Source organism: Microbacterium sp. R86528 (genome assembly GCF_044596335.1).
Taxonomy (GTDB): domain Bacteria; phylum Actinomycetota; class Actinomycetes; order Actinomycetales; family Microbacteriaceae; genus Microbacterium; species Microbacterium marmarense.
Genome location: NZ_CP138996.1, coordinates 2,070,262 through 2,093,657, shown reverse-complemented (window position 1 = coordinate 2,093,657; position 23,396 = coordinate 2,070,262). Strand labels below are relative to the sequence as shown.

24 protein-coding genes are annotated in these 23,396 nt (G+C 62.7%); 8 read left to right on the top strand and 16 right to left on the bottom strand.

Annotated features, from left to right (window positions below):
• Positions 1 to 62 precede the first annotated feature (62 nt).
• Both SJY18_RS09700 and SJY18_RS09695 read right to left on the bottom strand, forming a co-directional pair.
• Complete coding sequence (locus SJY18_RS09700; protein ID WP_396667396.1) at positions 63 to 1,226, bottom strand: acyl-CoA dehydrogenase family protein; 1,164 nt, start codon at positions 1,224 to 1,226, stop codon at positions 63 to 65.
• Positions 1,227 to 1,386: 160 nt separating this feature from the next.
• Positions 1,387 to 2,424: a M15 family metallopeptidase gene (locus SJY18_RS09695; protein WP_396667395.1), complete on the bottom strand. Its 1,038-nt coding sequence runs from the start codon at positions 2,422 to 2,424 to the stop codon at positions 1,387 to 1,389.
• 119 nt (positions 2,425 to 2,543) lie between these two features.
• Between SJY18_RS09695 and SJY18_RS09690 the strand changes: the two genes are divergently transcribed.
• Positions 2,544 to 3,605, top strand: coding sequence for an Rv2578c family radical SAM protein (locus SJY18_RS09690; RefSeq protein WP_396667394.1), 1,062 nt, complete (start codon positions 2,544 to 2,546; stop codon positions 3,603 to 3,605).
• A 58-nt stretch (positions 3,606 to 3,663) separates the two neighbouring features.
• On the opposite strand, the gene SJY18_RS09685 is transcribed toward SJY18_RS09690, so the two are convergent.
• Complete coding sequence (locus SJY18_RS09685; RefSeq protein WP_396667393.1) at positions 3,664 to 5,745, bottom strand: DEAD/DEAH box helicase; 2,082 nt, start codon at positions 5,743 to 5,745, stop codon at positions 3,664 to 3,666.
• A 294-nt stretch (positions 5,746 to 6,039) separates the two neighbouring features.
• On the opposite strand from SJY18_RS09685, the gene SJY18_RS09680 reads away from it, so the two are divergent.
• Positions 6,040 to 6,651 (top strand): antibiotic biosynthesis monooxygenase, encoded by a 612-nt coding sequence (locus SJY18_RS09680; protein WP_396667392.1) that lies wholly within the window; start codon positions 6,040 to 6,042, stop codon positions 6,649 to 6,651.
• An 87-nt stretch (positions 6,652 to 6,738) separates the two neighbouring features.
• On the opposite strand, the gene SJY18_RS09675 is transcribed toward SJY18_RS09680, so the two are convergent.
• From SJY18_RS09675 to SJY18_RS09655, 5 genes are all read right to left on the bottom strand, one after another.
• Positions 6,739 to 10,410 carry an efflux RND transporter permease subunit gene (locus SJY18_RS09675; RefSeq protein ID WP_396667391.1) on the bottom strand — a complete coding sequence of 1,224 codons (3,672 nt, stop codon included), beginning with the start codon at positions 10,408 to 10,410 and terminating at the stop codon, positions 6,739 to 6,741.
• A gap of 83 nt (positions 10,411 to 10,493) precedes the next feature.
• Complete coding sequence (locus SJY18_RS09670; RefSeq protein ID WP_396667390.1) at positions 10,494 to 10,883, bottom strand: fluoride efflux transporter FluC; 390 nt, start codon at positions 10,881 to 10,883, stop codon at positions 10,494 to 10,496.
• The gene (locus SJY18_RS09665; protein ID WP_337336819.1) at positions 10,880 to 11,287 is read right to left on the bottom strand and encodes a CrcB family protein; all 408 of its coding nucleotides are present in this window, start codon (positions 11,285 to 11,287) and stop codon (positions 10,880 to 10,882) included. The genes SJY18_RS09670 and SJY18_RS09665 overlap by 4 nt, the downstream gene beginning before the upstream one ends.
• Positions 11,288 to 11,296: 9 nt before the next feature.
• The gene (locus SJY18_RS09660) at positions 11,297 to 12,274 is read right to left on the bottom strand and encodes a DNA topoisomerase IB (protein WP_337336818.1); all 978 of its coding nucleotides are present in this window, start codon (positions 12,272 to 12,274) and stop codon (positions 11,297 to 11,299) included.
• A 10-nt stretch (positions 12,275 to 12,284) separates the two neighbouring features.
• Complete coding sequence (locus tag SJY18_RS09655; protein ID WP_396667389.1) at positions 12,285 to 12,554, bottom strand: Rho termination factor N-terminal domain-containing protein; 270 nt, start codon at positions 12,552 to 12,554, stop codon at positions 12,285 to 12,287.
• Positions 12,555 to 12,812: 258 nt separating this feature from the next.
• Here SJY18_RS09655 and SJY18_RS09650 point away from each other — a divergent pair, with 258 nt between their 5' ends.
• A complete protein-coding gene (locus SJY18_RS09650; protein ID WP_337336816.1) occupies positions 12,813 to 12,977 on the top strand; it encodes a hypothetical protein in 165 nt (54 codons plus the stop codon).
• A 69-nt stretch (positions 12,978 to 13,046) separates the two neighbouring features.
• On the opposite strand, the gene SJY18_RS09645 is transcribed toward SJY18_RS09650, so the two are convergent.
• Positions 13,047 to 13,805 carry a MerR family transcriptional regulator gene (locus tag SJY18_RS09645; RefSeq protein ID WP_396667388.1) on the bottom strand — a complete coding sequence of 253 codons (759 nt, stop codon included), beginning with the start codon at positions 13,803 to 13,805 and terminating at the stop codon, positions 13,047 to 13,049.
• 170 nt (positions 13,806 to 13,975) lie between these two features.
• Here SJY18_RS09645 and SJY18_RS09640 point away from each other — a divergent pair, with 170 nt between their 5' ends.
• Positions 13,976 to 14,860: a DUF4097 family beta strand repeat-containing protein gene (locus tag SJY18_RS09640; RefSeq protein WP_396667387.1), complete on the top strand. Its 885-nt coding sequence runs from the start codon at positions 13,976 to 13,978 to the stop codon at positions 14,858 to 14,860.
• Positions 14,857 to 15,465 carry a PadR family transcriptional regulator gene (locus tag SJY18_RS09635; RefSeq protein WP_337336813.1) on the top strand — a complete coding sequence of 203 codons (609 nt, stop codon included), beginning with the start codon at positions 14,857 to 14,859 and terminating at the stop codon, positions 15,463 to 15,465. The genes SJY18_RS09640 and SJY18_RS09635 overlap by 4 nt, the downstream gene beginning before the upstream one ends.
• A 23-nt stretch (positions 15,466 to 15,488) precedes the next feature.
• Here the strand turns inward: SJY18_RS09635 and SJY18_RS09630 are convergent, their stop codons facing one another.
• A complete protein-coding gene (locus SJY18_RS09630; protein WP_396667386.1) occupies positions 15,489 to 16,028 on the bottom strand; it encodes a universal stress protein in 540 nt (179 codons plus the stop codon).
• 156 nt (positions 16,029 to 16,184) lie between these two features.
• Between SJY18_RS09630 and SJY18_RS09625 the strand changes: the two genes are divergently transcribed.
• Positions 16,185 to 16,367: a DUF3073 domain-containing protein gene (locus SJY18_RS09625; protein ID WP_337336811.1), complete on the top strand. Its 183-nt coding sequence runs from the start codon at positions 16,185 to 16,187 to the stop codon at positions 16,365 to 16,367.
• Positions 16,368 to 16,374: 7 nt separating this feature from the next.
• On the opposite strand, the gene SJY18_RS09620 is transcribed toward SJY18_RS09625, so the two are convergent.
• From SJY18_RS09620 to SJY18_RS09610, 3 genes are all read right to left on the bottom strand, one after another.
• Positions 16,375 to 16,743: a TIGR02611 family protein gene (locus SJY18_RS09620; protein WP_337336810.1), complete on the bottom strand. Its 369-nt coding sequence runs from the start codon at positions 16,741 to 16,743 to the stop codon at positions 16,375 to 16,377.
• A gap of 70 nt (positions 16,744 to 16,813) precedes the next feature.
• Complete coding sequence (locus SJY18_RS09615; RefSeq protein ID WP_396667385.1) at positions 16,814 to 18,055, bottom strand: CynX/NimT family MFS transporter; 1,242 nt, start codon at positions 18,053 to 18,055, stop codon at positions 16,814 to 16,816.
• A 73-nt stretch (positions 18,056 to 18,128) separates the two neighbouring features.
• Positions 18,129 to 18,908: an IclR family transcriptional regulator gene (locus SJY18_RS09610; protein WP_396667384.1), complete on the bottom strand. Its 780-nt coding sequence runs from the start codon at positions 18,906 to 18,908 to the stop codon at positions 18,129 to 18,131.
• 122 nt (positions 18,909 to 19,030) lie between these two features.
• Between SJY18_RS09610 and SJY18_RS09605 the strand changes: the two genes are divergently transcribed.
• A complete protein-coding gene (locus SJY18_RS09605; RefSeq protein WP_396667383.1) occupies positions 19,031 to 19,591 on the top strand; it encodes a DJ-1/PfpI family protein in 561 nt (186 codons plus the stop codon).
• 143 nt (positions 19,592 to 19,734) lie between these two features.
• Here SJY18_RS09605 and purF read toward each other — a convergent pair whose 3' ends face one another.
• The gene (gene purF / locus SJY18_RS09600; RefSeq protein ID WP_337336806.1) at positions 19,735 to 21,195 is read right to left on the bottom strand and encodes an amidophosphoribosyltransferase; all 1,461 of its coding nucleotides are present in this window, start codon (positions 21,193 to 21,195) and stop codon (positions 19,735 to 19,737) included.
• Positions 21,196 to 21,201: 6 nt separating this feature from the next.
• Positions 21,202 to 22,350, bottom strand: a complete 1,149-nt coding sequence (gene purM, locus SJY18_RS09595) for a phosphoribosylformylglycinamidine cyclo-ligase (protein WP_396667382.1) — start codon at positions 22,348 to 22,350, stop codon at positions 21,202 to 21,204.
• 100 nt (positions 22,351 to 22,450) lie between these two features.
• On the opposite strand from purM, the gene SJY18_RS09590 reads away from it, so the two are divergent.
• Positions 22,451 to 23,056, top strand: a complete 606-nt coding sequence (locus SJY18_RS09590) for a zinc-binding alcohol dehydrogenase (protein WP_337336804.1) — start codon at positions 22,451 to 22,453, stop codon at positions 23,054 to 23,056.
• Positions 23,057 to 23,059: 3 nt separating this feature from the next.
• Here SJY18_RS09590 and SJY18_RS09585 read toward each other — a convergent pair whose 3' ends face one another.
• Entirely contained in the window at positions 23,060 to 23,383 is a 324-nt protein-coding gene (locus SJY18_RS09585; RefSeq protein ID WP_337336803.1) for a potassium transporter Trk, read from the bottom strand.
• Between the last annotated feature and the right edge of the window lie 13 nt (positions 23,384 to 23,396).

The following is a 23,396-nucleotide window of genomic DNA, read 5'->3' as shown; positions in this document are numbered from 1 at the left end:
CTGCTGGTGACGCGAAATGCCGCGCCCGCCCGACGGGCGAGACGCGGCATTTGAACGAGCGCCTAGCGCTTGCCTGCGATCTGACGACCGACGATCTCACGCATGATCTCGTTCGTGCCGCCGTAGATGCGGTGAACGCGTGCGTCGAGCAACGCCTGAGCGATCGGGTACTCGGTGATGTAGCCATAGCCGCCGTGCAGCTGCACGCAGGAGTCGAGGATCTCCCACTCCCGCTCGGTCGTCCAGAACTTGACCTTCGCGGCTTCTTCGGCCGTGAGCTTTCCGTCCTTATACGCCAGCAGTGCGCGGTCGAGATATGCCCACATCACCTCGACCGTGGTCGAGATATCAGCAAGCTTGAAGCGAGTGTTCTGGAAGTCGATGATGCGTTCGCCGAAAGCCTCACGGCTCTTCGTGTACTCAACCGTCCATGCGAAGCCAGCCTGCGAAGCAGCAGCGGCAGCGATACCGATCGACAGTCGTTCAAGCGGCAGGTTCATCATCAGCTGAATGAAACCCTGACCCTCCTTGCCGCTGATCAGGTTCTCGTCGGGCACGAAGACGTCAGCGAATGAGAGCTCCGCGGTGTCGTGACCGTGCGATCCCATCTTGTTGAGCTTCTTGCCGTGCTCGAAGCCCTCCATGCCGTTCTCGATGATGAGAAGACTGAAAGCATCGGGGCGGTTGCCCTCGCCGGTCTTGACGAACGTGACGACAATGTCGGCCGTCTTGCCCGAAGAGATGAAGGTCTTCGCGCCGTTGACGATGTAGCCACCGTCAACCTTCTTGGCGGTCGTACTCGCACCGCGCAGGTCGCTGCCTGCGCCAGGCTCCGTCATGGCAAGAGCGCCGAGAACCTCACCGGTCGCCATGCGGGGCAGCCACTTCTCTTTCTGCTCCTGCGTGCCCATGTGCACGATATAGGGAACCGCAAGGTCGTCCTGAATGCCGAACGCGCCCGCGAGGGAACCGGCGCCAGCACCGATGACTTCTTCGTTCACGATCGTGCGGAACCGGTAGTCCTGCAGCATTCCCGCGCCGCCGAACTCTTCGGGCACCGAGAGGCCAATGAGGCCTGACTCGCCCGCGGCGAGCATGGTTTCGCGGTCGATCTCGCCCGCCGCATCCCAACGCTCACGCGCTTCGGTCGTTGCGTATCGCTTGACGAACTCTTTGACGACGTCGCGGAATGCTTCGTGGTCCTCGTCGTAAATGTCGCGCTTCATGTGCGCCTCCCTCTCGTCTTTGAGGAGCTGAGCCCGACGCGTCGCGCCTCTGCAGCCCGTCACTGATCTTACTCCTGTGTGAGATTGCGTCTAGTGTGAGCTGACACTGAGTTTCAGATTGATCTCAGCATGACGGATGCTGATTGCACCGCTGGTGTCACTATTGCGGGTACGTCGGTGCGGCGTCTAGTCCGAAGAAGTCCTCCAGTGTGGAGTATCCGCCCGCGTGATATGCGGCAGCGAGCTCGTTGCCGACGTAGCGCAAGTGCCAAGGCTCGGGCGAATATCCGCTGATCTCGGTGAATCCTTCTTCGTAGCGCACTATCCAGCCGTAGCGCCACGACTCGGCCGCGACCCATTCACCCTGCGGCGTCGCTGCCAGCTCGTCGAGCGTGCCGCAGCCACCATCGCAGGCGACCACGTCGGCGGCGAGTCCCGTCTGGTGTTCGCTGTAACCGGGTCGGGCACTCACCATGTCAGCCCCCGCGACGCCCCGCGAATCCACCTGGGTGCCATAGGAACTCTGTTGCGTCGTGTAGGAGCGGTATGCGCTCTGAAGCGCGATCACGCCGGCACCATCCCCTGCCGCGGCGGCTGCCATCTCAGAAAGCGCTGCTGCCGGATCGTTGCGCAGCTTGCCGCCCGAGATGCTCTGCACGCCCTCCGAGCCTGCGAGCGAACTGGGGGCGTAGTCGATCGGGTCGAGCGGTCGCGCCTTGTTGATCACTACCCATTGGCGCTCGGGATCGTCAAGCGAGAAGCAGTCGGCTCGCCCCGCGACGATGGCTGACCGCACGGCTTCGCCACCACCGGCCGCGATGATGGCGGCTTCGTCTTCGCCAGCGTCGAGCTTCGCGACGACCCCGTCTAGAGCGCAGATGTCGTCCGCGAGGGCGACGGCCCCATCGGTGGCAGCGGGAATCTCCTTGGCCGCGGCCGGCATCGGCACGTCGACGCTCGAGTCCTCATTCAACACGGGGTCGTGCGCGATCGCCGGACCCGAGAGCGCCGCAGTGACAGCGACCGCCGAACCGACCAGCAGCGAGGCAGCCACGATCGCCGCGAAACCGACGCCAATACGCGCGGCGCGGCGATCGCGAGCATGGCGTGGCGCAGACGCTTCGGCATCTAGCAGCGCGGACGCGCGCCGTTCGCGCCGCGACTGAGGTTCGCGTGGCGGCTGTTGCGTGCTGGTCACACTTTCTATTGTCACCCGCATTCATCACGATCCCCTGAACAGGCAGGCGGGTATCGAATAGTTTCTATCTCACCCGAGCCGCATTGACTTAACTATCGCAGCTATGTTCGACTGTTGCTATGAGATGGCAAGGGCAGCAATTGGGAACAGCGGATGCTTCAGCCCTGCCGGGCCTTGAGAGTCTGAACTCGCTGGTTCAGTCGGTCAGCACTCCCGAGTTCGCCGAGATGACCTTTCACGAGGTGCTCTGCAAATCAGCACTGAACCACGTTCCGGGCTCGTCCGCGATGCCTTTCGACTGGACGGTGAATCCATATCGCGGCTGCAGTCACGCCTGTTCATACTGTTTCGCACGAGGAACCCACGAGTACCTTGAGCTCGATGCGGGTCGCGACTTCGATTCGCAGATCATCGTCAAAGTCAATGTCGCCGATGTGCTGAGGCGTGAGCTCAACCGCTCCACGTGGCAACAAGAGCCGGTAATGCTCGGCACCAACACCGATCCCTACCAACGCGCCGAAGGTAAATACCAGCTCATGCCTGAGATTGCGAGTGCGCTCACTGAAGCGGGAACACCGTTCTCAATCCTGACGAAAGGGACGTTGCTTAGGCGTGATCTTCCGCTGCTCAAAGATGCCGCCGATTCGGTGCGCGTGTCGATCGCGCTGTCGATCGCCGTCTTCGATGATCAGCTGCAGAAACTGATCGAACCGGGCACTCCGAGCACGGCCGCACGACTGGCGACTGTGCGTGCCGCGGCCGACGCGGGCTTTCGTGTCACGGTCTTTCTGATGCCGATCATTCCGCACCTGACAGACTCGATCGCCGTGATCGATCATGCACTCCATGAGATCCGCGCCGCAGGCGCGGTGCGAGTCGTCTATGGCGCTTTGCACTTGCGCCCCGGAGCCAAACAGTGGTTCATGCAGTGGCTCGAGAATGAGCATCCAGAACTTGTATCGTCATATCTGGGCCTTTACCCGGGCGTTTCAGCCAACGCACCCAAGGGCTATCGCTCGTGGCTGGCAAAGCGGGTGCGCCCACTCATGCGGGTTCACGGCCTCGACGGCTACGCCGAAGACGATCACCCTAGAGGCGCACCTGTCTCGGGCCTCGCAGCACGCTCACGCGTTGTCACGACCAGCCGCGGGCGGGCCGCAGCCGGGGCGACGCTCTTCTAACTGCCAGACGCGAAGAAGCCCGCCCCGACAGGGACGGGCTTCTTCGGCTCAGCAAGAGTTATGCGTCGACGTTCGAGAGCTGGCGGTTGGCGAGCTCCTCGATAAGAGCATCGCCGGGGCGCACCTCATCGAACGGAGCATCGATCTCTGCACGATCCAGCAGGTCACTCATTCGGTTGCGGCGCTGGCGCGGAATCAGGGTGACGACGGTACCTGAGCGACCGGCACGACCCGTGCGGCCCGAGCGGTGGAGGTAGGTCTTGTACTCGTCAGGAGCGTCGGCTTGCACGACCAGATCGATGTCATCGACGTGGATGCCTCGGGCAGCGACATCGGTGGCGACGAGCACGTGCACTCGTCCCGAAGTCATGCGCTCAAGGTTGCGGGTGCGCTTGGCCTGGTTGAGGTCACCGTGCAGGGCAAGTGCGCGAATGCCGGCATCATCGAACTGCTCAGCCAGCATCTCGGCGTAGGCGCGGGTGCGAGTGAAGACGAGCGTCTTGCCTTCACGGTCGACGAGCGACGCCAGGATCTCCGCCTTGTTGCGATGGTCGATGACAAGCACTCGGTGGTCGATCGTGCCGGAGTCCTGGTCTTCACCAGCAACTTCGTAGACGGCGGGGTCAACGAGGAATTCGTCAACCAGGGCAGCGACCTCGCGGTCAAGCGTTGCCGAGAAGAGCAGCTTCTGGCTGCCCGGTGCGGTCTCGCGCAAGATGCGCTGCACCGGCTCCAGGAAGCCCAGCTCACACATGTGGTCACCCTCGTCGAGAACGGTGATCTGAATCTGCGAGAGGTCGAGCTTGCCCTGATTCATCAGGTCTTCGATACGACCCGGTGTGCCGATGATGATGTCGACACCCTTTTTGAGCGCACCTACCTGACGACCGGCGGGAACACCACCATAGATCTGAGTGGTGAACAGGCCCACACTGCGTGCGATCGGCTGAATGGTGCGGTCGATCTGCAGTGCGAGCTCGCGCGTCGGCGCCAAGATGAGCGCCTTCGGTGAACGACCGAACTCGCGACGCTGGCCCTTCTGCGAGCGCAACACACTCTCAACGAGCGGAGCGCCGAAGGCAATCGTCTTGCCAGAGCCGGTGCGTCCGCGCGCGAGCACGTCTTTGCCATTGAGGATCGGCTTGACCGTCGCCGCCTGAATCGGGAACGGCGCGCTCGCGCCCATTCCGGTCAACACCTGAACGATGTTTTCGCCGAGGCCGAGGTCACCGAACGAGACGTTGGCGACCAGCGCCGCTTGAATGGCCTTGCCCTGAAGTCGCTCGTGAACGACGTCTACGTGAGCCTCTTGAGCCGCTGAGCGCGACTTGGCGTTCCAGTCAGAGCGGGTGGGGTTGCTTTCGCGACGCGGGTCATCGCGACGCGGTCGGTCGCTGCTGCTCTGGCGCGCGCGGTCATCGTTGCGGTACGAGGGGCGTGCGTCGCCGAACGATCGACGGTTGTCGCGCTCGACACGATCTTGCGCGGGGCGGGCCGGGCGATCGTTGTCGTACGAACGAGTCGGGCGGTCGCCGCGGTCATCACGACGAGGAGCCTTGCTGTCATACGAACGAGTCGGACGATCACTGCGATCATCACGACGAGGAGCCTTGCTGTCATACGAACGAGTCGGGCGGTCGCCGCGGTCATCACGACGAGGAGCCTTGCTGTCATACGAACGAGTCGGACGATCACTGCGATCATCACGACGTGGCGACTTGTTGTCGTACGAACGGGCGGAACGATCATTGCGGTCGTCACGACGCGGTGCACGATCGTCATAAGAGCGCGCGGGGCGGTCGCCGCGGTCATCACGACGAGGAGCCTTGCTGTCATACGAACGATTCGGACGATCGCTACGGTCGTCACGACGCGGCCCACGGTCAGACCCGGCGTGGGTGCGGATGCCGCGCGCTTCGTCACGGCCGGCGCGCTCTTGCGCGTTCCAACGGCGCTTGGGCGCACCATCCGAAGATTCTGCGGGTCGGTGGCCGCGGTGACTCGGGCTCTTGCTTCCCTGGGTGCCGCTCGATGACTCGCCGGGGCGACGCTTGCGGTCCTGGTAGCTGGTGGTCGCGCCGTAGCGCGGTTCGAAATTCTTGGCGGGGCGACCGCCGGCAGGCTTCTTGCTCTTAGGCATGGTGGGTGTCCTTCTGGGTTGTTCTCTTGAGAACAGCGCTCCACAGATCGCGCACAAACGCTAGCCGCTTCGGCGGCACGGAGTATCCCGGACTATCGTCGGCCGGGGGCCATTCAACGTGATGGTCGTAAAGACGGAAGTGTCTAAACCATCGGCCCCTTGGACTCACAAACCCAAAACCCGCGCACGCCGCGGTGTCCAGAGCCGACCCCGAGAGCCTAGCGGAGGCACCTGAGAACTGGCTCTGCATCGCCGCGGACTGGCAGCGCACTCGCTGCGCGCAGAATAGTTGGCATGGCAGAACCCGAAGCCCACTCCATCACCGTCGCCATCGAACGACGCATCGACCCCACCCGTACGCGCGAAGCCACAAGCTGGATGCAAGCGGGCACCGACCTGGCAACGGCCTTTCCAGGTTTCTTAGGATCAGGCTGGGTGCGCGCCGGTGAATCGAGCGACCTCTGGTACATGCTGTACCGGTTCCGCGATCTCACCACTCTCGAAGAATGGGAGCAGTCTTCGCAGCGCGAGTGGTGGCTCGAGAGCGGTCGTGCCTTCGCGAACGAGGTGCGCGCCGAAAGGCGAACAGGCATCGAAGGGTGGTTCGACGCCGCGGGCGCGACACACGTTGACCCTCGCGAGCCAGAGGCGGTGAGCACCGGCCCGGTGCAGCAGCCGATTCCGGCAGCGCCGCCCCGCTGGAAGCAAGCAATCGTCATCTGGATCGGCTTCTTCCCGATGAACCTGCTCACCTCGTGGGCGCTCGGCTTCGTGCCTGGGTTTGAACATTGGCCGCTGGTGTTGCGCATCCTGCTCGCGACGGTGATGCTCACACCGGTCATGACCTACTTCGTACTGCCCTGGGTCACACGCATGCTTCGACCCTGGTTGCAACGAAGCTCCTAGACGACTTCATATGCTGGGCGCCGTCATTGCAATAGAAACGGGGGAGCGACTGCGTCATCACGCGGTCGCTCCCCCGATTGTCATCGCTCAGTCGCGGTGGTCGTTCTCATCACCAGGTGCATCATCTGAAGGTGCATCTGCGCTCCACTCGGGAATGCTGTCGACGTTCTCGTTGTCTGAGGCGTTCTCGGCCGAGTCTGCATCACCACTCGACTCATCGAGCACGGGCTCGGCTTCGTCGGTCGAATCATTCTCTTCGTGCGACTCAATGTGATCGACGGGTTCGGCTGCGGGCTCTACCGTGTCGGTAGCTGTCTCGGCATCCATGGCGTTGGCAGCTTCATCTGCCTCTGCAGAGGCGGCTTGCTCTATTGGTTCGATTGGTCCTTCAGCAACGACCTCGCCGCCACCTTCACTGTTCTCGATCACCGAATCATCGGGTCGATCGACGCCTTCGGCAACAGCAGCACTCTCGACAACAGCGACGTCAGCCGACTGCGCGATCTCAGGTGACTCGCTCGCCGCAGCAAGCGCCTCAGCCTGCTCGCGTTCACGCCGCTCCCGTCGTGTCTCGGGCGGGGCTACGGCAACAGTCGAAGCACCACCGGCCGCAAGCGCAGTGCCAGTGGCGCGCGCTCCGCCACCTTCGCCGTCGGTCGCCGCGGCATCGCTATCACGGCGGCGCTTGCGCTCGGCACGGCGTTCCTTTGCTCCCTCAACGAGGTTGTAGAGCGTGGGAAGCACCAGCAGGGTGAGCACTGTCGATGAGATGAGTCCACCGATGACGACGATCGCGAGCGGCTGCGAGATGAAGCCGCCCTGCCCGGTGATGCCCATCGCCATCGGCGTCAAAGCGAAGATCGTCGCGAGAGCAGTCATCAGAATCGGGCGCAGCCGTCGAGCACCACCGGCGAGGGTCGCGTCGTGAGAGCTGAGCCCCTTCTCGCGGTATTGGTTGACGAGGTCGACGAGCACGATCGCGTTGGTGACCACGATGCCGATCAGCATCAGCACGCCGATCAGCGATGCGACACCGAGCGGAACGCCCGTCGCGATCTGCAGCAGAATCGCGCCAGTCGCGGCGAACGGAATCGACACGAGCAACAGCAGCGGCTGGCGCAGCGACTTGAAGGTCGCGACCATGATGATGTACACGATCAGAATGGCAGCGAGCATCGCCAGACCAAGCTGCGTAAACGCGTCCTGCTGTTGCGTGACCACACCGCCGAGTTCGGCATCTGCTGATGCTGGCAGGTTCGCGTCATCCAGAGCTTCAGTAACGGTCGTCGTTGCGGCGGCGAGGTCGTCAGTCGACGGCGTGACCGTGACCGTCGACGTGCGTTGCCCACCCTCGCTCGTGATTGACGCCGGGCCAAAGCTGTTCTCGACCGTCGCGATCTCTTCGAGAGGAACGACTCCCGCTGCGGTGGGAATGCTCAACTCGCGAAGCTCGTCCAGAGTCTGCGGGGTTTCGGCAGCAGCAAGGTAGACGGTCAGGGCGGTGTCGTCGACCTCTACCGTGCCAATCGACTGAGCCTGCATGGTGTTGGAAACGATCGCGCCAACGGCAACCTCAGACAGGCCCACCGCCGCAGCCGCGTCGGCGTCGACCTCAACCGCGATGTACGGCAGTGATGACGACAAGTTGCTCGAGACCTGACCAATGCCCTCTTGGCTTTCGACCGCTGCTACGACTGCGTCGGTCGCCTCTTGCAAGGTCGACGCGTCGGGAGCGGTCACGTCGATGGCAATATCGCTGCCGCCGAATCCGCCCTGAGACGAACCCACGGTCACGGTTCCGACATCGTCGAGGTCTGCAACTGCTTCGGTGACCTCTTCGCGAATCTCTACCTGGTCGAAGCCGGGGTCAGTCGTCACCGAGTAGGTGACACCCGAGCCGCCACCCGAGAAGGCGTCCGCCAGCGCCGAGCCGCTCGTGCCGATCGATACCTGCACCGTTTCCACACCATCGATACCCAGAAGCACAGCTTCGACGGGCTCAGCCGCAGCTTCTTCGGTTTCAAGACTTGGCGCCGGGCCAAGATCCTGAGTGACAGTGAAGGTGTTCTGCCCGCTGTCGCCCAAGAAGTTCGTCTTCATGAACGGGGCGACGGCAACGGTGCCCGCGAGCACGAGCACGGCGAGAAGCAACGTCGTCCAGGAGTGCTTGAGCGTCCAGGTGAGAATCGGCACGTAGCCTCGCTGCAGGCGGCTGAGCGGCGCAGACGGATCCTCGGGATCAATCTGCTGACCGTTCGCGTCGAGCAGCGGTTTTCCGGGGCGCAAGAACCAGTAGGCGAGCACAGGAACGATCGTCAAGGCAACCAGCAACGATGCCGTCATCGCGATGGTCACCGTCAACGCGAACGGACGAAATAGCTCGCCGGTCACGTCGCCCACGAAGGCGATTGGCAAGAAGACGGCAACAGTGGTCAGCGTCGACGAGGTGATAGCCGAGGCCACCTCTCGCACACCGAGCAGAATCGACGCCTTCTTGTCGGCATCCCCGACGTAGTGGCGCTTGATGTTCTCGATAACAACGATCGCGTCGTCAACCACGCGACCAATCGAGATGGTGAGAGCACCGAGGGTCAGGATATTGAGCGAATAGCCGAAAGTTTGGATGCCGATGAAAGTGATCAGCACGCTGGTCGGGATCGAGATCGCGGTAACGAGCGTGGCGCGAACCGAGAGGAGGAAGACCAAAATGACCAGCACTGCGAAGATGAGGCCGAGCATGCCCTCTTTCGCGAGGGTGTCGATCGACTCTTGAATGTAGGGCGCTTGGTCGAAGACCACGGTGAACGTCGCACCGCCCAGCGACTCTTCGAGGTCAGGAAGAATTGCCAGCACGCCGGAAGAGACGTCGACCGTGTTGGCTGAGGGGAGCTTTGTGATCGCGATGGTGAGCGCAGGCTCCCCATCAACGCGCGAGATGCTGGTGACAGGGTCTTGCTCTTGCTCCACGGTGGCGACGTCGCCAATCGTGACAACATCTGCTTGAAGCTGCTCTGCTGTGCTGGGCACCAGCGGCAGCGCCGAGACATCGTCGACACTGGTCAGCTTCGATCCGGTCTGAACAGTGAGGGTCTCGTCGCCCTCGGTGATCTGTCCGCCGGGGAAGAGCACACCGTTCTGTTCAAGCGCGTCTGTGATCGCCTGCTGACTGTAGCCCGCCGCAGCAAGTTCTGCCTGGTCTGGCGTGATCGTGACCCGCTGCCCGACACCGCCGACAATTCCCGCCGCGTTGACGCCGTCAACATCTTCGAGCTCTGGGATGACGCTGGCTTCAAGCTCTGCCTGAATTGTTTCGGGATCGTCGTAGCCCGTCACTGCAATCTGGATGACCGGCAGGTCATCGATGCTCGCCAGAATCACCTGCGGATCAACGTCATCAGGAAGCTGATTCGAGATGCGGTTGATCGCCTGCGTCAGCTTCTGCTCTGCGGTTCCGAGATCAGTGCCGTACGCAAACGATGCCTGCACCACCGACGCGTTGGTCGTGCTCGTCGCGGTGGTGGATTCGAGACCAGGCACACCCTGGATCGCTTCTTCGATCGGGGTCGACACATCGTTGTTGACCACATCGGGCGATGCACCGGGGTAGGTCGAGATGATGATGACGGCCGGGAACTCGATCGAAGGGATGAGTTCTTGCTTGAGGCTCGTGAGCGCGATGCCACCGAAGAGCGCGGCGACAACTGTCACCAGAGCGATCAGGGCGCGGTTCTTGAGGCTCAGGATGGCGAGGTTCGACACAGAGGGCCTTAACTGACGGTCATGCAGACCTGACGCTCGAGCGACGTCAGGTGGATACGGGAGTGTATCGACACCTCATTGTTTCATGAGGATTCGGTGAGAGTCACAATCCAGGTTGCAAGTGCATAACCCATCGCGGCCGTCCCCACTGCGATCCCCAGCGTCCCGAAGAGGGTGCCCGCGGCATCCACCCACCGACGGCGCTCGACAAGCAGCACCGTTTCCACTGAAACGGTGCTGAAGGTCGTATAGCCCCCGAGGAGTCCAACCCCAAGAATGACGCCGAGGTCGGATGCTGCGGCAGACCCGAGTCCGGTGAGCACTCCGAGAGCAAATGAGCCGCTCACGTTGACGAGAAAGATACCCCACGCGAAGCCGCCTTCACGCGCGGGAAGCAACCGGTCGATCGCATAGCGAGCGCCGGCGCCGAGACCCCCTGCCAGCGCGAGCCACAGCACGAGCCACGCGCTCACTCTGCAGTCTCCGGTTCGAGAGCTGCGCTCGGGCGCGTTCGGCGGCCCAGCACAATGCCGACGAGTGCCGCGAGAGCGCCCGCGAACAAAGAAACGCCCATCAGCGAGATCGCGACGAGCGGCGTGGGCATCAGCTGCACCGAGTGAACGGCGAAGGCACTGTACGTCGTGAAGCCGCCGAGCACGCCGGTGCCGAGAAATGCACGCCAACGCGAATACTCATCGCCCAGAACCCCGACGACGAAACCCAGGAGAAGTGACCCGGCGACGTTCACCGCGAGCGTGACCCACGGCACAACGGGCTCGTCTGCGAGGGGAACGACCACCGCCGCTCGGGCCAGCACACCGACAGCGCCGCCGACGATCACCAGCCCTAGAACACGCAGTTCGACCGGTTGCGGCATGTTGCCACGCTACTGCAGTGAGCGGTTGGGGGTGATCAGCGCGCGGATCGCCTTTTCAGGAGTGATCGACAGATCGAGCAGATGCCCATCGCGGTAGCGCTTGAACACGCGCGGATCGATGTACGAGCCGCGCGCGACGCTGGGAGTGTTGCCGAGGGCGTCTGCCGTGGCATTCACGGCATCGTGCTCGGCACGTTTTCGCGCGGACTCCGAATCTGCCTCGCCGATGTGCGCGAGTGCATCGGCCGCAAGAACCGTGCCGCGCAGTGTGCGAAAGTCCTTCGCTGTGAAGCGTCCGCCGGTGAGGGCACGCACGTAGGCGTTGACGTCACTCGGCGTGAGCGCGACTCGTCGGCGCCCTCGTTGCCATGCCAACAGTGCGGAGCGTGAGCGTCCGGTGATGAGCAGCGCCATTGCTTCAGCAAGATCTTCATCATCGACCTCGAGCGATTGACGCTTGCCGCTCTTGCCCGGGAAGACAAGCGACACGCACGAGCCCACCACGTTCGCGTCTCGACGCTGCAGCGTGGTGAGCCCTCGACTGCCATGCGCCGTCAGATAGCGCTCCGAACCGATTCGGGGCGCCGCCTGGTCAAGCAGCCGAAATGCGGTCGCAAGCACACGCTCGCGATCAAGATCTGGTCGCCGCAACGACACGGTCACCCGGGCGCGTGCGCGAGGGAGCGACTCGGCGAGCAACAGGGCACGCGCGAACTTGCCGCGATCGCGACCAGCACTCCACTCGGGGTGATAGATGTACTGCCTGCGCCCCGCACCGTCGGTGCCGACTGCCTGAATATGACCATCGGCTCGTACGCAGATCCATACGTCCTGCCATGCGGGCGGAATCACGAGCGCTCGAATTCGGTCGACGTGACGCGAGCTGACTGGCCGGCCGCGCTCATCGATATAGCGAAAGCCGCTACCCGCACGCACTCTTCTATACCCGCGATCGTCAAGTGGACGAACGCGTGTGAGTTTTGCCACTGGGCGACGGTCAGTGGTCGAGAAGCATGGCGATGAGCTCTGCTTTTCGCTTGCTCGAGTATCCGCTCAGGCCGAGCTCTTTCGCACGGCTCTTCAGCTCGTCGACCGTCCAGTCTTCGTATGAACCTGACTCGCCGCCTCGGCGACCCACCTCGTTGCGACCGTCACGGGCGGCAGCATTCGAGATGCGCGCGGCTTTTTCTTTCGACGCACCATCGTCGCGCAGCTCCTCGTAGAGATCGGCGTCCTTCAGGCTGTTCGAACCCTGCCCCTTCGGCATGGCGCCTCCGTTTCGCGTAGACAGCGCTTCTTCGCGTAGACAGCGCTTTGCTTAGACAGTACGAAGCTATGGAAGAAGCATCCAGGGGCTTGACAGATCTACCTCAGGGGCCTAAACGTTTGCCATTAGCACTAACGGGACGGCAAGCGCAAGCCCCGCGCACGCGGCTTTCGGGCGTGACAGAGTCATCTGCGTGCCTAAAAGGCATCAACCTCGGGACTCCCTGTCTGTGGTTGCGAAAGAGAAGGAGCACCCTCCATGAATCTCGCACTGATCATCATCATTGTCATTGCTGTTGTACTAGCCATCGTTGGAAGCCTCGGCGAAGCGCTCGGCTTCTTGCTTTGGGTCGCCCTCATCGTGGGCGTGATCGCCCTCATCGCCTTGCTATTCCGACTCATCACCGGAAAAAAGGTCGGCTAGCTCCGGCCTAAGCGAAGAACGGCGAATGCCGCGACTACCCCCATGGTCGCGGCATTCGCCATTTCTTGGTTATAGGTGCGCGTTCGCGTACACGTGAAGTGCGTCGCGCACGAACTCAGCGCCAGCCGCCCCTCCTGAGGCGGTGGCGTAGTTCGCGGCAAAGCGGTCGTCAGCGACATACATGTCGGCGAGACCCAGCACGTATGCCTTGGTGTCAGCAGGAGCGCCAGGCGTCCCACGCAACCATTCGACGTGGCGCTCTGCGAGTGACTGCGCTTCATTGCTTTCGGGTTTCATGCCCGCTTCCGCTGCGCTGATCCAATCACCGTTGAGCTCGGCGAGGCGTTTCTTCCACGCCGTCTGCTCGTCCGGTGACTTCGAGCGCCACCAGCTGTCACTGTCGGCGTAGGCCTTCTTGCCCCACTTCTGCTCTACCTCATCTTTGTAGTGCGCGTGGTCGAAGCCATCAAACATCTTTTCTGCCATTAGTTCTTCACCTCCTCTCAGAGCGTTGATTGTGGTGTTCACCGAGGCGATCTGTCGGGCCAGCCGCTGTTGTTCCCGCTCCAACCACTTGCGGTGGTTTTCGAGCGCGTCGGCCTCTGTGACCTCCCGATCCAACACCGCTGCGATCTGAGGCAAGCCCAGACCCAGATCACGAAGCAGCAGAATCTGCTGCAGCCTCACCAGCGAGTGCTCGTCGTAGTAGCGATAGCCGTTGCGCGCGATGCTCGACGGCTTCAGCAGGCCAATCTCGCCGTAGTGGCGCAGGGCGCGGCTGGTGGTTCCGGCCATCTTGGCGACCTGCTGGATCGACCACGAAGTCATGGCTGATCTCCTCTCTCGCGATGTGAACACGATCCACGCTAAAGGTTGACGTTGCGTCAAAGTCAACCCGCAGCCCGTACAACCCCTGGCGAGTCGCGATATATCGTGTTATGGTCGAATCTGACGCGATATATCGCGATCTCCACCCCTCTCACCCTTGGAGTGTCACCATGACCCTGGAAAAGTGGATCATCCACCCGGGCGAAACGCGCGTGATCGACATCGACTCTGTGCGCTCGCTCAAAATTGGTCTCGTCGGAGGCCAGATCGATGTCGTTGCCCACGATGAACCAGGCGCCCGTATTGAGGTTCATGGCGTGACGACCAAAGATCTGCGCATCGAGGTTTCGGGCGACATGCTCGAAATCGACCATCCTCAGTTGCGATGGGACAACTTTCTCGAGGTCTTTCGCAATTTCGGATCAGGCGGGCCGCAGGCTGAGATCAGCGTCGCCGTTCCCCGCGAGATCGCACTCTCGCTCGGCGTCGTGAGCGCAAGCGCGCTCGTGGCGGGCATCACGAGCGATGCCCGTCTCAACACCGTGAGCGGCGACATCATTGTCGACGGCATCACCGGCGACATCAGCGTCAACGCAGTGTCGGGCGATGTAAACGCGCGAGGAGTGGTCGGATCACTGAACGCCAACTCGGTGTCGGGCGATGTCGCGGCGACAGGAACACTTCGCAGGGCCACTGCAGACACCGTCTCGGGCAGCATTCTGATCGACTCCGACGGACCGGTGCAGGCGATCAACCTCAACACTGTGGGAGGCGCGACCACCATCCGCCTCGATGAAGGCTACCCGGCGAACTACGTTGTGCGCAGCGTGAACGGCCGAGTGCAGATCGACGGGCACTTGCGTTCCGGCCAGGGCACGGGGCCCACTACCAATTTCGTCAGTTCTGTCGGCGAACTCAGCGGATCTTTCGTGGACGTGCGCGCAAACTCCGTATCTGGAGACGTAACGGTTCTTCGTCGCACGCCCATCGTTGCGGATGCTGCGCCCGCCGTGCGGCAAGAAGGTTCTGATCCTGCATCGGAGGACGAGCGATGAGTCCCGTCTTCTCACACGGCGACCTTCGCCTGTACTTGTTGAACCTGCTCGACGAAGGCCCTCGCCACGGCTACGACATCATCCAGGCGCTGTCTGACCGCACCGGAGGCACGTACACCCCGAGCGCTGGCACCATATATCCTCGACTGGCAAAGCTCGAAGAAGAGGGCCTGGTGTCGAAGTCCGTAGACGGCCGCAAGACCGTCTACGCAATCACCGACGCTGGCCACGCAGAAGTGCTTGCTCGCGCCAGCGATCTTGAGGGCATCGAAGCCGCACTCACGGACTCAGTACGACTGATCGCCGATGAAGTTCGCGGCAACGTGCGCGAAGCAATGCGCAGTCTGCGCGCGGACCTTGCCGCGGCGAGCCGCGAGGCGCAGGACTCGGCGCCTCAGGCACCGCCTGCCGATGATGCCCGTGGGCGAAGTCGAGAGCAGCTCAACCGCGCCGACGGCATCATCAATGAATTCCGCGGTCGGGTGCGCGGTGACCTGCGCTCATACGTCGCTCGAGGCGGAAGCCTGAATGCAGAAACGGTGAGTGCACTAGAAACTGCGCTCGACGAAGCGAGCCATACCCTCACGCGCGCACTGCACGGCTAACCGCTCATGCGCGGGACACTTGCTCAGGCTGGCCAGATCTCTTCGTCGTCTGGTGTTGCTTCGCCGAGTGGCACCACCAGGAGTGTGCGGTGCTGACGGTGAGCGAGCCTCGCGCCCACTGACCCGGTGAAGAACTCGCGAATCGACTCGCCAAGCCCTCGCTTACGCGTGCCAACGACAATGAGCTTCGCGTCGACTTGCTCAGCAAGATGTTTCATCGCCATCGCGGGATCCCCGACGAGCTGGCGCACGCTCCACTGCACAGGTGATTCAGCGAGCACCTCGGCGGCGGCTTGCTGCACCAAGACCAGATCGCTGTCGCCAGCGGCGATGTTGATGTCGATCGGAGCCGAGTGAACGTAGCCATCGGGGTCTTCATAGGTCACAAATCGAGTGACATCGACGTGCACGATCAACAGCGGCGCGCCGAGCAGACCGGCATAGCGAGCAGCCTCTTTGAGCACTCTCGGTGACTGATCAGGAATGATCCCGACGATGACCGCGCCGTGCAGTGATTCGTCTTCAGTCGGCTGATTTGTAGGGTCAGGTGTGTCGTTCGTCATGTGTGGGCTCCTTCGACACCGCATACTCAAGCAGGCGGAACCGCCGAAGTGCGGGGGCTCCGTGTTATTCTGAATGCTACTCTTACCGGCTTACAGCCGACCAACGTTGAAGCGGGCACTCGCACCGCCCGCAGCTCAGAAATGAGGGGGTCTCGCATGGGTCGTGGCCGTCAGAAGGCAAAGCACACCAAGATCGCTCGTGAGCTCAAGTCCTACAGCCCGAGCTTGAACACCTCGGCGCTCGAAAGAGAACTGGGGCACCCCGCAGAAGACCAGTACGTCGACAAGTGGGCGGATCTTTACGCCGACGAGGATGAAGACGAACTAGAGCGGGCCTGACAACCGTCTACACGCGCGTGCGACGAGCAGCTCTCATCGCTCGACGGTGCTTCCACCATTGCCAGAAGCGATCAAGTGCGCTCTTGAGCCATAGTGCTATTCGGTGAGCCCAGTGAAATTCGGTGCCCAGCACGGCGAGCCCGAGGAACACCACGAGCCAACCCGGACCGGGTAGCGGAACAAGAATCAGCCCGACAATGGCGAGCACGCTGCCTGCAGCTGCAACGGCGACGCGGTATGCGAGTTCGAGCCGCGGGTGCTCGGCTATCCACGAACGTGCTCTGCGCATCAGCTGGCGGATAGGCCGGTCACGGCGTTCTGCCGCTGCGATGTCGGCGCGAATGTCGCGCTCGACGACAAGGGAGTCGTGCGTCATGGCGTGACGCTAACAAGGTAGCTCGCAAAACCACTGGGAGTGTGCCGTCTACCTCATGTACGCCGTCCGCTCACCAGACGCCGTGCTTGCGCTCCCATTCCTCCTCGACGGTGTGGCGCCGCGACGCGACCACCCCGGCCGGAATAGCGGTCAGTATCACCAGCGCAAGAATGACCAGCGGAATGGTCCACGAACCGGTGGCCTCGTGAATCAGTCCGATCGTGAGTGGAAACACTGCGCCCAGACCATAGCCAACACTCTGCACGAATCCGCTGAGCGCAACTGCGCCCTCATGGGTGCCGGTGCGCACGTTGAGCAACACGAGCGAGAGCGGAAAGAGCAGGGTGGGTCCGCTCAGCATCAGCACCCACAACCAGGGCGCCAGCGCCGGAGCCCAAAGCAAACCTGCAATACCGACGAGACCTGCGGTGACGGCGACCCCATAGAGCGCGCGCGTCGCGTGGTATCGAACCACGAGCAGCGGCACCACCAACGACGCGGGCAGCCCGACCGCCGCGAAAAGTGAAAGCAATACACCGGCGGCGACAGGCGTCACGCCGGTCGTGTCAACGAGAATTCGTGGCAACCATGAGAACGAGGTGTAGGCCACCACACCCGCGGCGCCGAACCCCACCATGAGCGCCCACGCTGCCGGCAGCCTGAGCATGCGGCTGAACACTCGTGGGTTGGGCGGTTCGACGTCGGCTGACTCGTCGATGTCGAGCTTGCTGGCACGTGCCCTCGAGATCAGCGCAATCCACGGCACTATCGCCACCAAAGCAAAAAGCGCCCACATCCCGAGCGACGCGCGCCAGTTGCTTGCGTCGGCCACGGGAACGGCAATCAGCGGGGGCAGGAATGTCGACACCGCCATCGTGGCCGAGTAGAGCCCGGTGATGAGTCCGATTCGGTCAGGAAAGTAGCGCTTCACCAACGGCGGCAACAGGATGTTTCCCACACCGATGGCAGCAAAGATGATCGTCGTTCCCACCAGCATCAGCACGGCATTGGTGGCGAAACTGCGGGCTATCAGCCCCACGGCCACAATAAGGAACGCGAGAACTGCGAGGGGTTCCAGGCCGATTCGGCGCTCGAAAGCGGGCGTCAACAGGCCGAAGATCGCGTAGCAGACGGGTGGCGCTGTGGCGATCAGCCCGATGGCAGCCGCAGAAAGAGCGAAGTCGCGCTCGATGTAGTCGAAGAGTGGCGATAGCGACGCCACCGCCGATCGCAACGAAAAAGCCAACAGCAGAATGCCGATGAGGGCGAGGGAACGCCCCTGCCACAGCGGGCGCATAGGGGCAGGGTTCACTCGTCCCACCCTAAGCCCGCATCGGTGCCCGGTTGCGCGCTCGGTGCCGCGACAACCAGCGCGTCAGCGCAGATCAGATCCCTGGGCTCGCGCTTGCCACATGCCACGCGCCCCGGCGCACTATTCGCTCCAAGTCGTGCGCGCGCGAGGCGAAGTCTTCGGCGGTGGTCGAAACCGACACCGCACCGATCGTGCGGCCGCTGCGGCCGCGCACCGGCGCTGCGATACATGCCAACTTCGGCATGTACTCTTCCACCTCGGTGGCGATCTGAAGCGCACGCACCTCGTCTAGTTGTTCTCGCAGCACCGCTTCGTTCGTGATCGTGTGAGCGGTGAGAGCCCGAGCACCGTGGCGATCGAGGTAGCGGCTGAGAGAAGCAGCATCCTTCTCTGCCAACATGATCTTTCCAAAAGCGGTGATGTGTGCCGACTCGGCGAATCCCACGTGCAGCTGACCAATTCGAGGATGCTGCGCAGAGTCAGCCACGTGCGCCACCGCGATATCGTCACCACGAAAGACGGTGAGGTACGCGGGTGCTCGTGCGGCATCCCTCATTCCCGACAGCACGCGTCGCGCGTCAGGCGTCGCAATGATCTGGGCCCGCACGGCGCGCCCTAGCTCGTCAACAGCGCGGCCCAAGATGTAGCGCGATTCTCGCGAGCGCACGAGGTAGTCGTGTTCTTGAAGGGTCGCAAGCAGTCGATACGTCGTCGCGGACGACAGCGCAAGGGCATGCGCAAGCTCTGCGGCGGTGAGTCCGTCGGGCGCCGAGCCCACAGCATCCAATATCGCGAGTGTTCGATCAGCGGAGCGAATGCCTGCGCTGTCTCGAGAGCTCTTCGTCGTGCTCATAGGAGCAGTGTAGGCCTGCCTAGTTAGATTGTGTTTCGCACATCGTGAGAATCTTGCTCGCGCCAGCACCACCCGCGGCGCACTCTGGAACCGCACACAACGTTGTCGTGAAAGGAACCACCATGACCAGCAAGATTCTCATCATCACGGGCGATGCCGCCGAGACCCTAGAGGTCTTCTATCCGCTGCACCGACTGCAGGAGGCCGGCTACGAAGTGCACATCGGCGCCCCCGAAAAGCGCAAGCTTCAGTTCGTCGTTCATGACTTCGTTGACGACTTCGACACCTACACCGAGAAGCCCGGACACACCTGGAACGCAGACATCGCGCTGGCCGACGTCAACCCCGCTGACTACGTCGCTATCGTCGTGCCTGGCGGTCGCGCCCCCGAGTACCTGCGCAACAACGAAGAAGCCAAGCGAATCGTGCGCTACTTCTTCGAGAAGAACAATCCTGTCGCTGCGACCTGCCACGGACCACTGCTGCTCGCCGCCGCTGGAGTGCTTGAAGGACGCACTTCGGCCGCCTACCCAGAGCTTGCCATCGACGTTGAGGTTGTGGGCGGTGTCTTCGAGAACGGCGGAGCTGTCGTCGACGGAAACCTGGTCAGCTCGCGCGCCTGGCCCGACAACGGCACGTGGATGAAAGCGTTCCTCGAAGTGCTCGACGGCGCTTCGGCCTAGCCGACCCAGTTCGTCGAGACGAGGCTTCGTGCGCGAGACAACCCGCTGTGCAGCATGTTTCGTGCACGAAGCCTAGTTTCGGCGCCGGTGGCAGCCGCAGCGGCGCCGGGTGCAGCAGCGGTGCCGGGCTCACGCCGCGGCGGCTAGGACTCCTGCGACCCTTCGACCCAGGCGAGGTACTCGTCTGACACGGTGCCGGTGACGTAGCGGCCGTCGAAGCAGCTCATGTCAAGATCGTCGAGGTCTGAGCCTTCAAGAATGGCAGCCTTGAGGTCTTCAACCTCTTGGTACACCATGTAGTCAGCGCCGAGCTCTGCAGCGATCTCGGGGATGGTGCGTCCGTGCGCCACCAGCTCGTGCCTCGACGGCATATTGATGCCGTACACGTGCGGGAACCGCACCGGGGGCGCCGCTGACGCGAATGCGACGGACTTCGCGCCAGCATCGCGTGCCATCTGAATGATCTCTTTCGACGTCGTACCGCGAACGATCGAGTCGTCAATCAGCAGCACGTTCTTGCCCTTGAACTCACTCGACATCGCGTTGAGCTTCTGGCGCACGCTCTTCTTGCGCACCGCGTGGCCGGGCATGATGAAGGTGCGGCCGACATAGCGGTTCTTGTAGAAGCCCTCGCGGTACTCGATCCCGAGCTTGCGAGCCACCTGCATGGCGGCAGGGCGAGACGAGTCAGGAATGGGCATCACTACGTCGATCTCATCGACCGGGGAGTGCTTGGCGATCGTGTCAGCGAGCCGTTCGCCCATGCGCAAGCGGGCTTCGTACACCGAGATGCCGTTCATGATCGAGTCGGGGCGAGCAAGGTATACGTACTCGAACGAGCACGGTGCCAGCTGCGTCTCCTGCGCGCACTGCATGGTGTGAAGGTTGCCCTCAAGGTCGACGAAGATCGCCTCACCGGGAAGCACATCGCGCACGACCTCGAACTCACCGTTTTCGAGCACGAGCGACTCACTTGTCACCACCCACTCGTAGGTGCCGTCTTCGTGCTTGCGGGTGCCAAGAATCAGTGGCCGGATGCCGAAGGGATCGCGGAACGCCAAAAGACCGTATCCGGCGATCAGGGCGATCGCCGCGTATGAACCTTCCACCCGATCGTGCACGCGCGCGACGGCATCGAAAAGCTGCTCGGGAACGAGCTCGTCACCCGAAATCGACGCCTGCAACTCGTTGGCCAGCACGTTGACGAGCAACTCAGTGTCAGAGGTCGTATTGAGGTGTCGGCGGTCTTTGCGAAACAGCACCTCGGTCAGTTCACGCGTATTGGTGAGGTTTCCGTTGTGCACGAGCACGATGCCGTAGGGCGCGTTGACGTAGAACGGCTGGGCCTCTTCTTCGCTCGATGCGGTGCCCTTCGTCGCATAGCGCACGTGGCCGAGACCGATATTGCCGAGCAGCACCCGCATGTCGCGGGTGCGGAAAGCTTCGCGCACCTGCCCACGCTCTTTGTGAACGTGGAACACCCCGCTGGGTTCAGCGGTCGCGATTCCCGTGGAGTCTTGACCCCGGTGCTGCAGAAGAAGAAGGGAGTCGTAGATCTCTTGGTTGACAGATCCACGACCCATCATGCCGACGATTCCGCACATCTGGGATTACTTTGCTCCGTTCACGGCCGAGCCGTCTGCGTAAGAGCCGACGAGTCGAACGGCGCCGCCGTTCACACCCTTCGCGCCCTGCTCAAAATCTCCGGAGGGAAGCGCATCGGTGTGCACCACGCCCACCTGCCACGTGTCGATGCCATTGCGCGCCAGCGCAGCGATTGCAGCATCTGCCTTGGTTGCCGATACAACCGCGAGAAAACCGATGCCCAGGTTCCAGGTTCCTTCGGTCGATTCAAGATCGAGGCTCCCGAGGTCTGCCAGCACACGAAAGGTCGCCGGTGGTGACCACGTCGAACGGTCCACCTCTACCCAGGTGTTCTGCGGCAGCACGCGCGCCAGGTTGGCGGCGATACCGCCTCCGGTGACATGACTCAGTGAGTGCACCGCATCGCCCAGCTCTTCGATGAGATGAAGCAAGGGGGTCGTGTAGAGACGTGTGGGTTCGAGAAGCGCCTCACCCCAGGTGATGCTGTCGCCGAGGTCGGCCGCTCGATCGCCGTACTGAATGCCCGCGCCGGCGACGATATGGCGCACCAGCGAGTAGCCGTTCGAGTGCAGTCCGCTCGACGCGAGCGCCAGTACGACATCGCCGTTCTGCACGCGCTCGGCACCGAGAACCTGGTTGGCTTCAACCACTCCCGTAGCGGCGCCCGCGACGTCGTAGTCGTTCACGCCAAGCAAGCCGGGGTGCTCTGCGGTCTCGCCGCCGACCAGCGCCGTGCCGGTTTCAGCGCAACCCTGCGCGATGCCGCGCACGATGTCTGCGATGCGTTCAGGGAACACTTTGCCGCAAGCGATGTAGTCGGTCATGAAGAGCGGCTTCGCTCCCACCACCACGATGTCGTCGACGACCATGCCAACCAGGTCGAGTCCGATCGAGTCGTGCTTGTCGATAGCCTGCGCGATGGCGACCTTCGTGCCGACGCCATCGGTGCTCGTTGCCAGCAGCGGCTTGGTATAGCCGAGCAGTGCACTGGCATCGAAGAGGCCCGCAAAGCCGCCGACACCACCGAGCACCTCGGGTCCGTGTGTGCGACGCACGGCCGACTTCATCAGTTCAACGGCAAGATCGCCGGCAGCAGTATCGACGCCGGCGGCCGCATAGGGGTTCGCGGAGGCATCACGAGAAGGGGTGACCACGGCTCCAGACTACCCGGGTCGGCGCGCGAGTCGTTGCGATCTCGCCCTCTGCAGCATTCCACTCCTCCACTCTGCCGACCTGCGCCCCTACAATGGCCGCATGGGTGGCACCGGAATGCCGGAATGGCTGATCCGCGAAGACGCCGGTCAGCCAGTTCTTCTTGCCCTCTATCTGCGTCAGGTGCTCGGCATCCGCTACCCGGATGAACTGCCGCATCTGCGCGGCATCGCTCCGCGAGCGAACGACCGCACGAGCGCGTCACAAGACGTGCTGGAGTCTCAATGGCGAGGTCTCTGGGAGATGACAATCGAGCCTGAGATACATCCTTCGCCGGTTCCGCTCGAGTTGGTAGACGGCTACGAAACGCTGCTGGCACTGCCCGCAGATGGTGCGTCTGAATTGAGGGATGCTGCACGGCCCCACGCGAGTGAAGCCCTCGCGTTCGCCCAATCAGCGCATGCACGCTATCGAAAAGACATCGGCAGCGGAGTGAGCTACCGCGCCTACGCGAGCGCGATTGCCGAGTACGAACGACAGGTGGGTCGCCGCGCGCACTCGTTCGAACTCAACGTTCAGGTGCTGCCGCTGAGTCAGCGAGGGCTGTGGTGGGTCGGTTCCCTCACCATCGCCGTGACCGATGGACTGCGCGGCGACGTCGTCGCTTTCGACGCTGCAATCAACCCGATCATCGCCGAATTGGCCTGAGTGCTAGTCGCTCTCGCCGCGCACTGTTTCGTGGTCGACGGCGACGCTACGAGCGCGACGTGACGCCCTGCGGTCGAGCATCACAGCGATGAAACCGAACAGCGCGATCCCGATTGGCACGCAGATCAGCGTGACGAACCCGAAGACCTGCATCTGCGAGTAGACGAATCCGGTGTTGGGGCTGGCCTGATCAGAGCCGTCGAACGCGAACGTCAAGATCATCGCCACGAAGACACCGAGCGCTGCCCCAAGCAGCAGGAACACCGACATCTTGGGAGCGCGGCGCACGCGAACGGTTTCGATGTGGTCTTCAGCGTGCTCAGCCATGCTCCTATTGTCC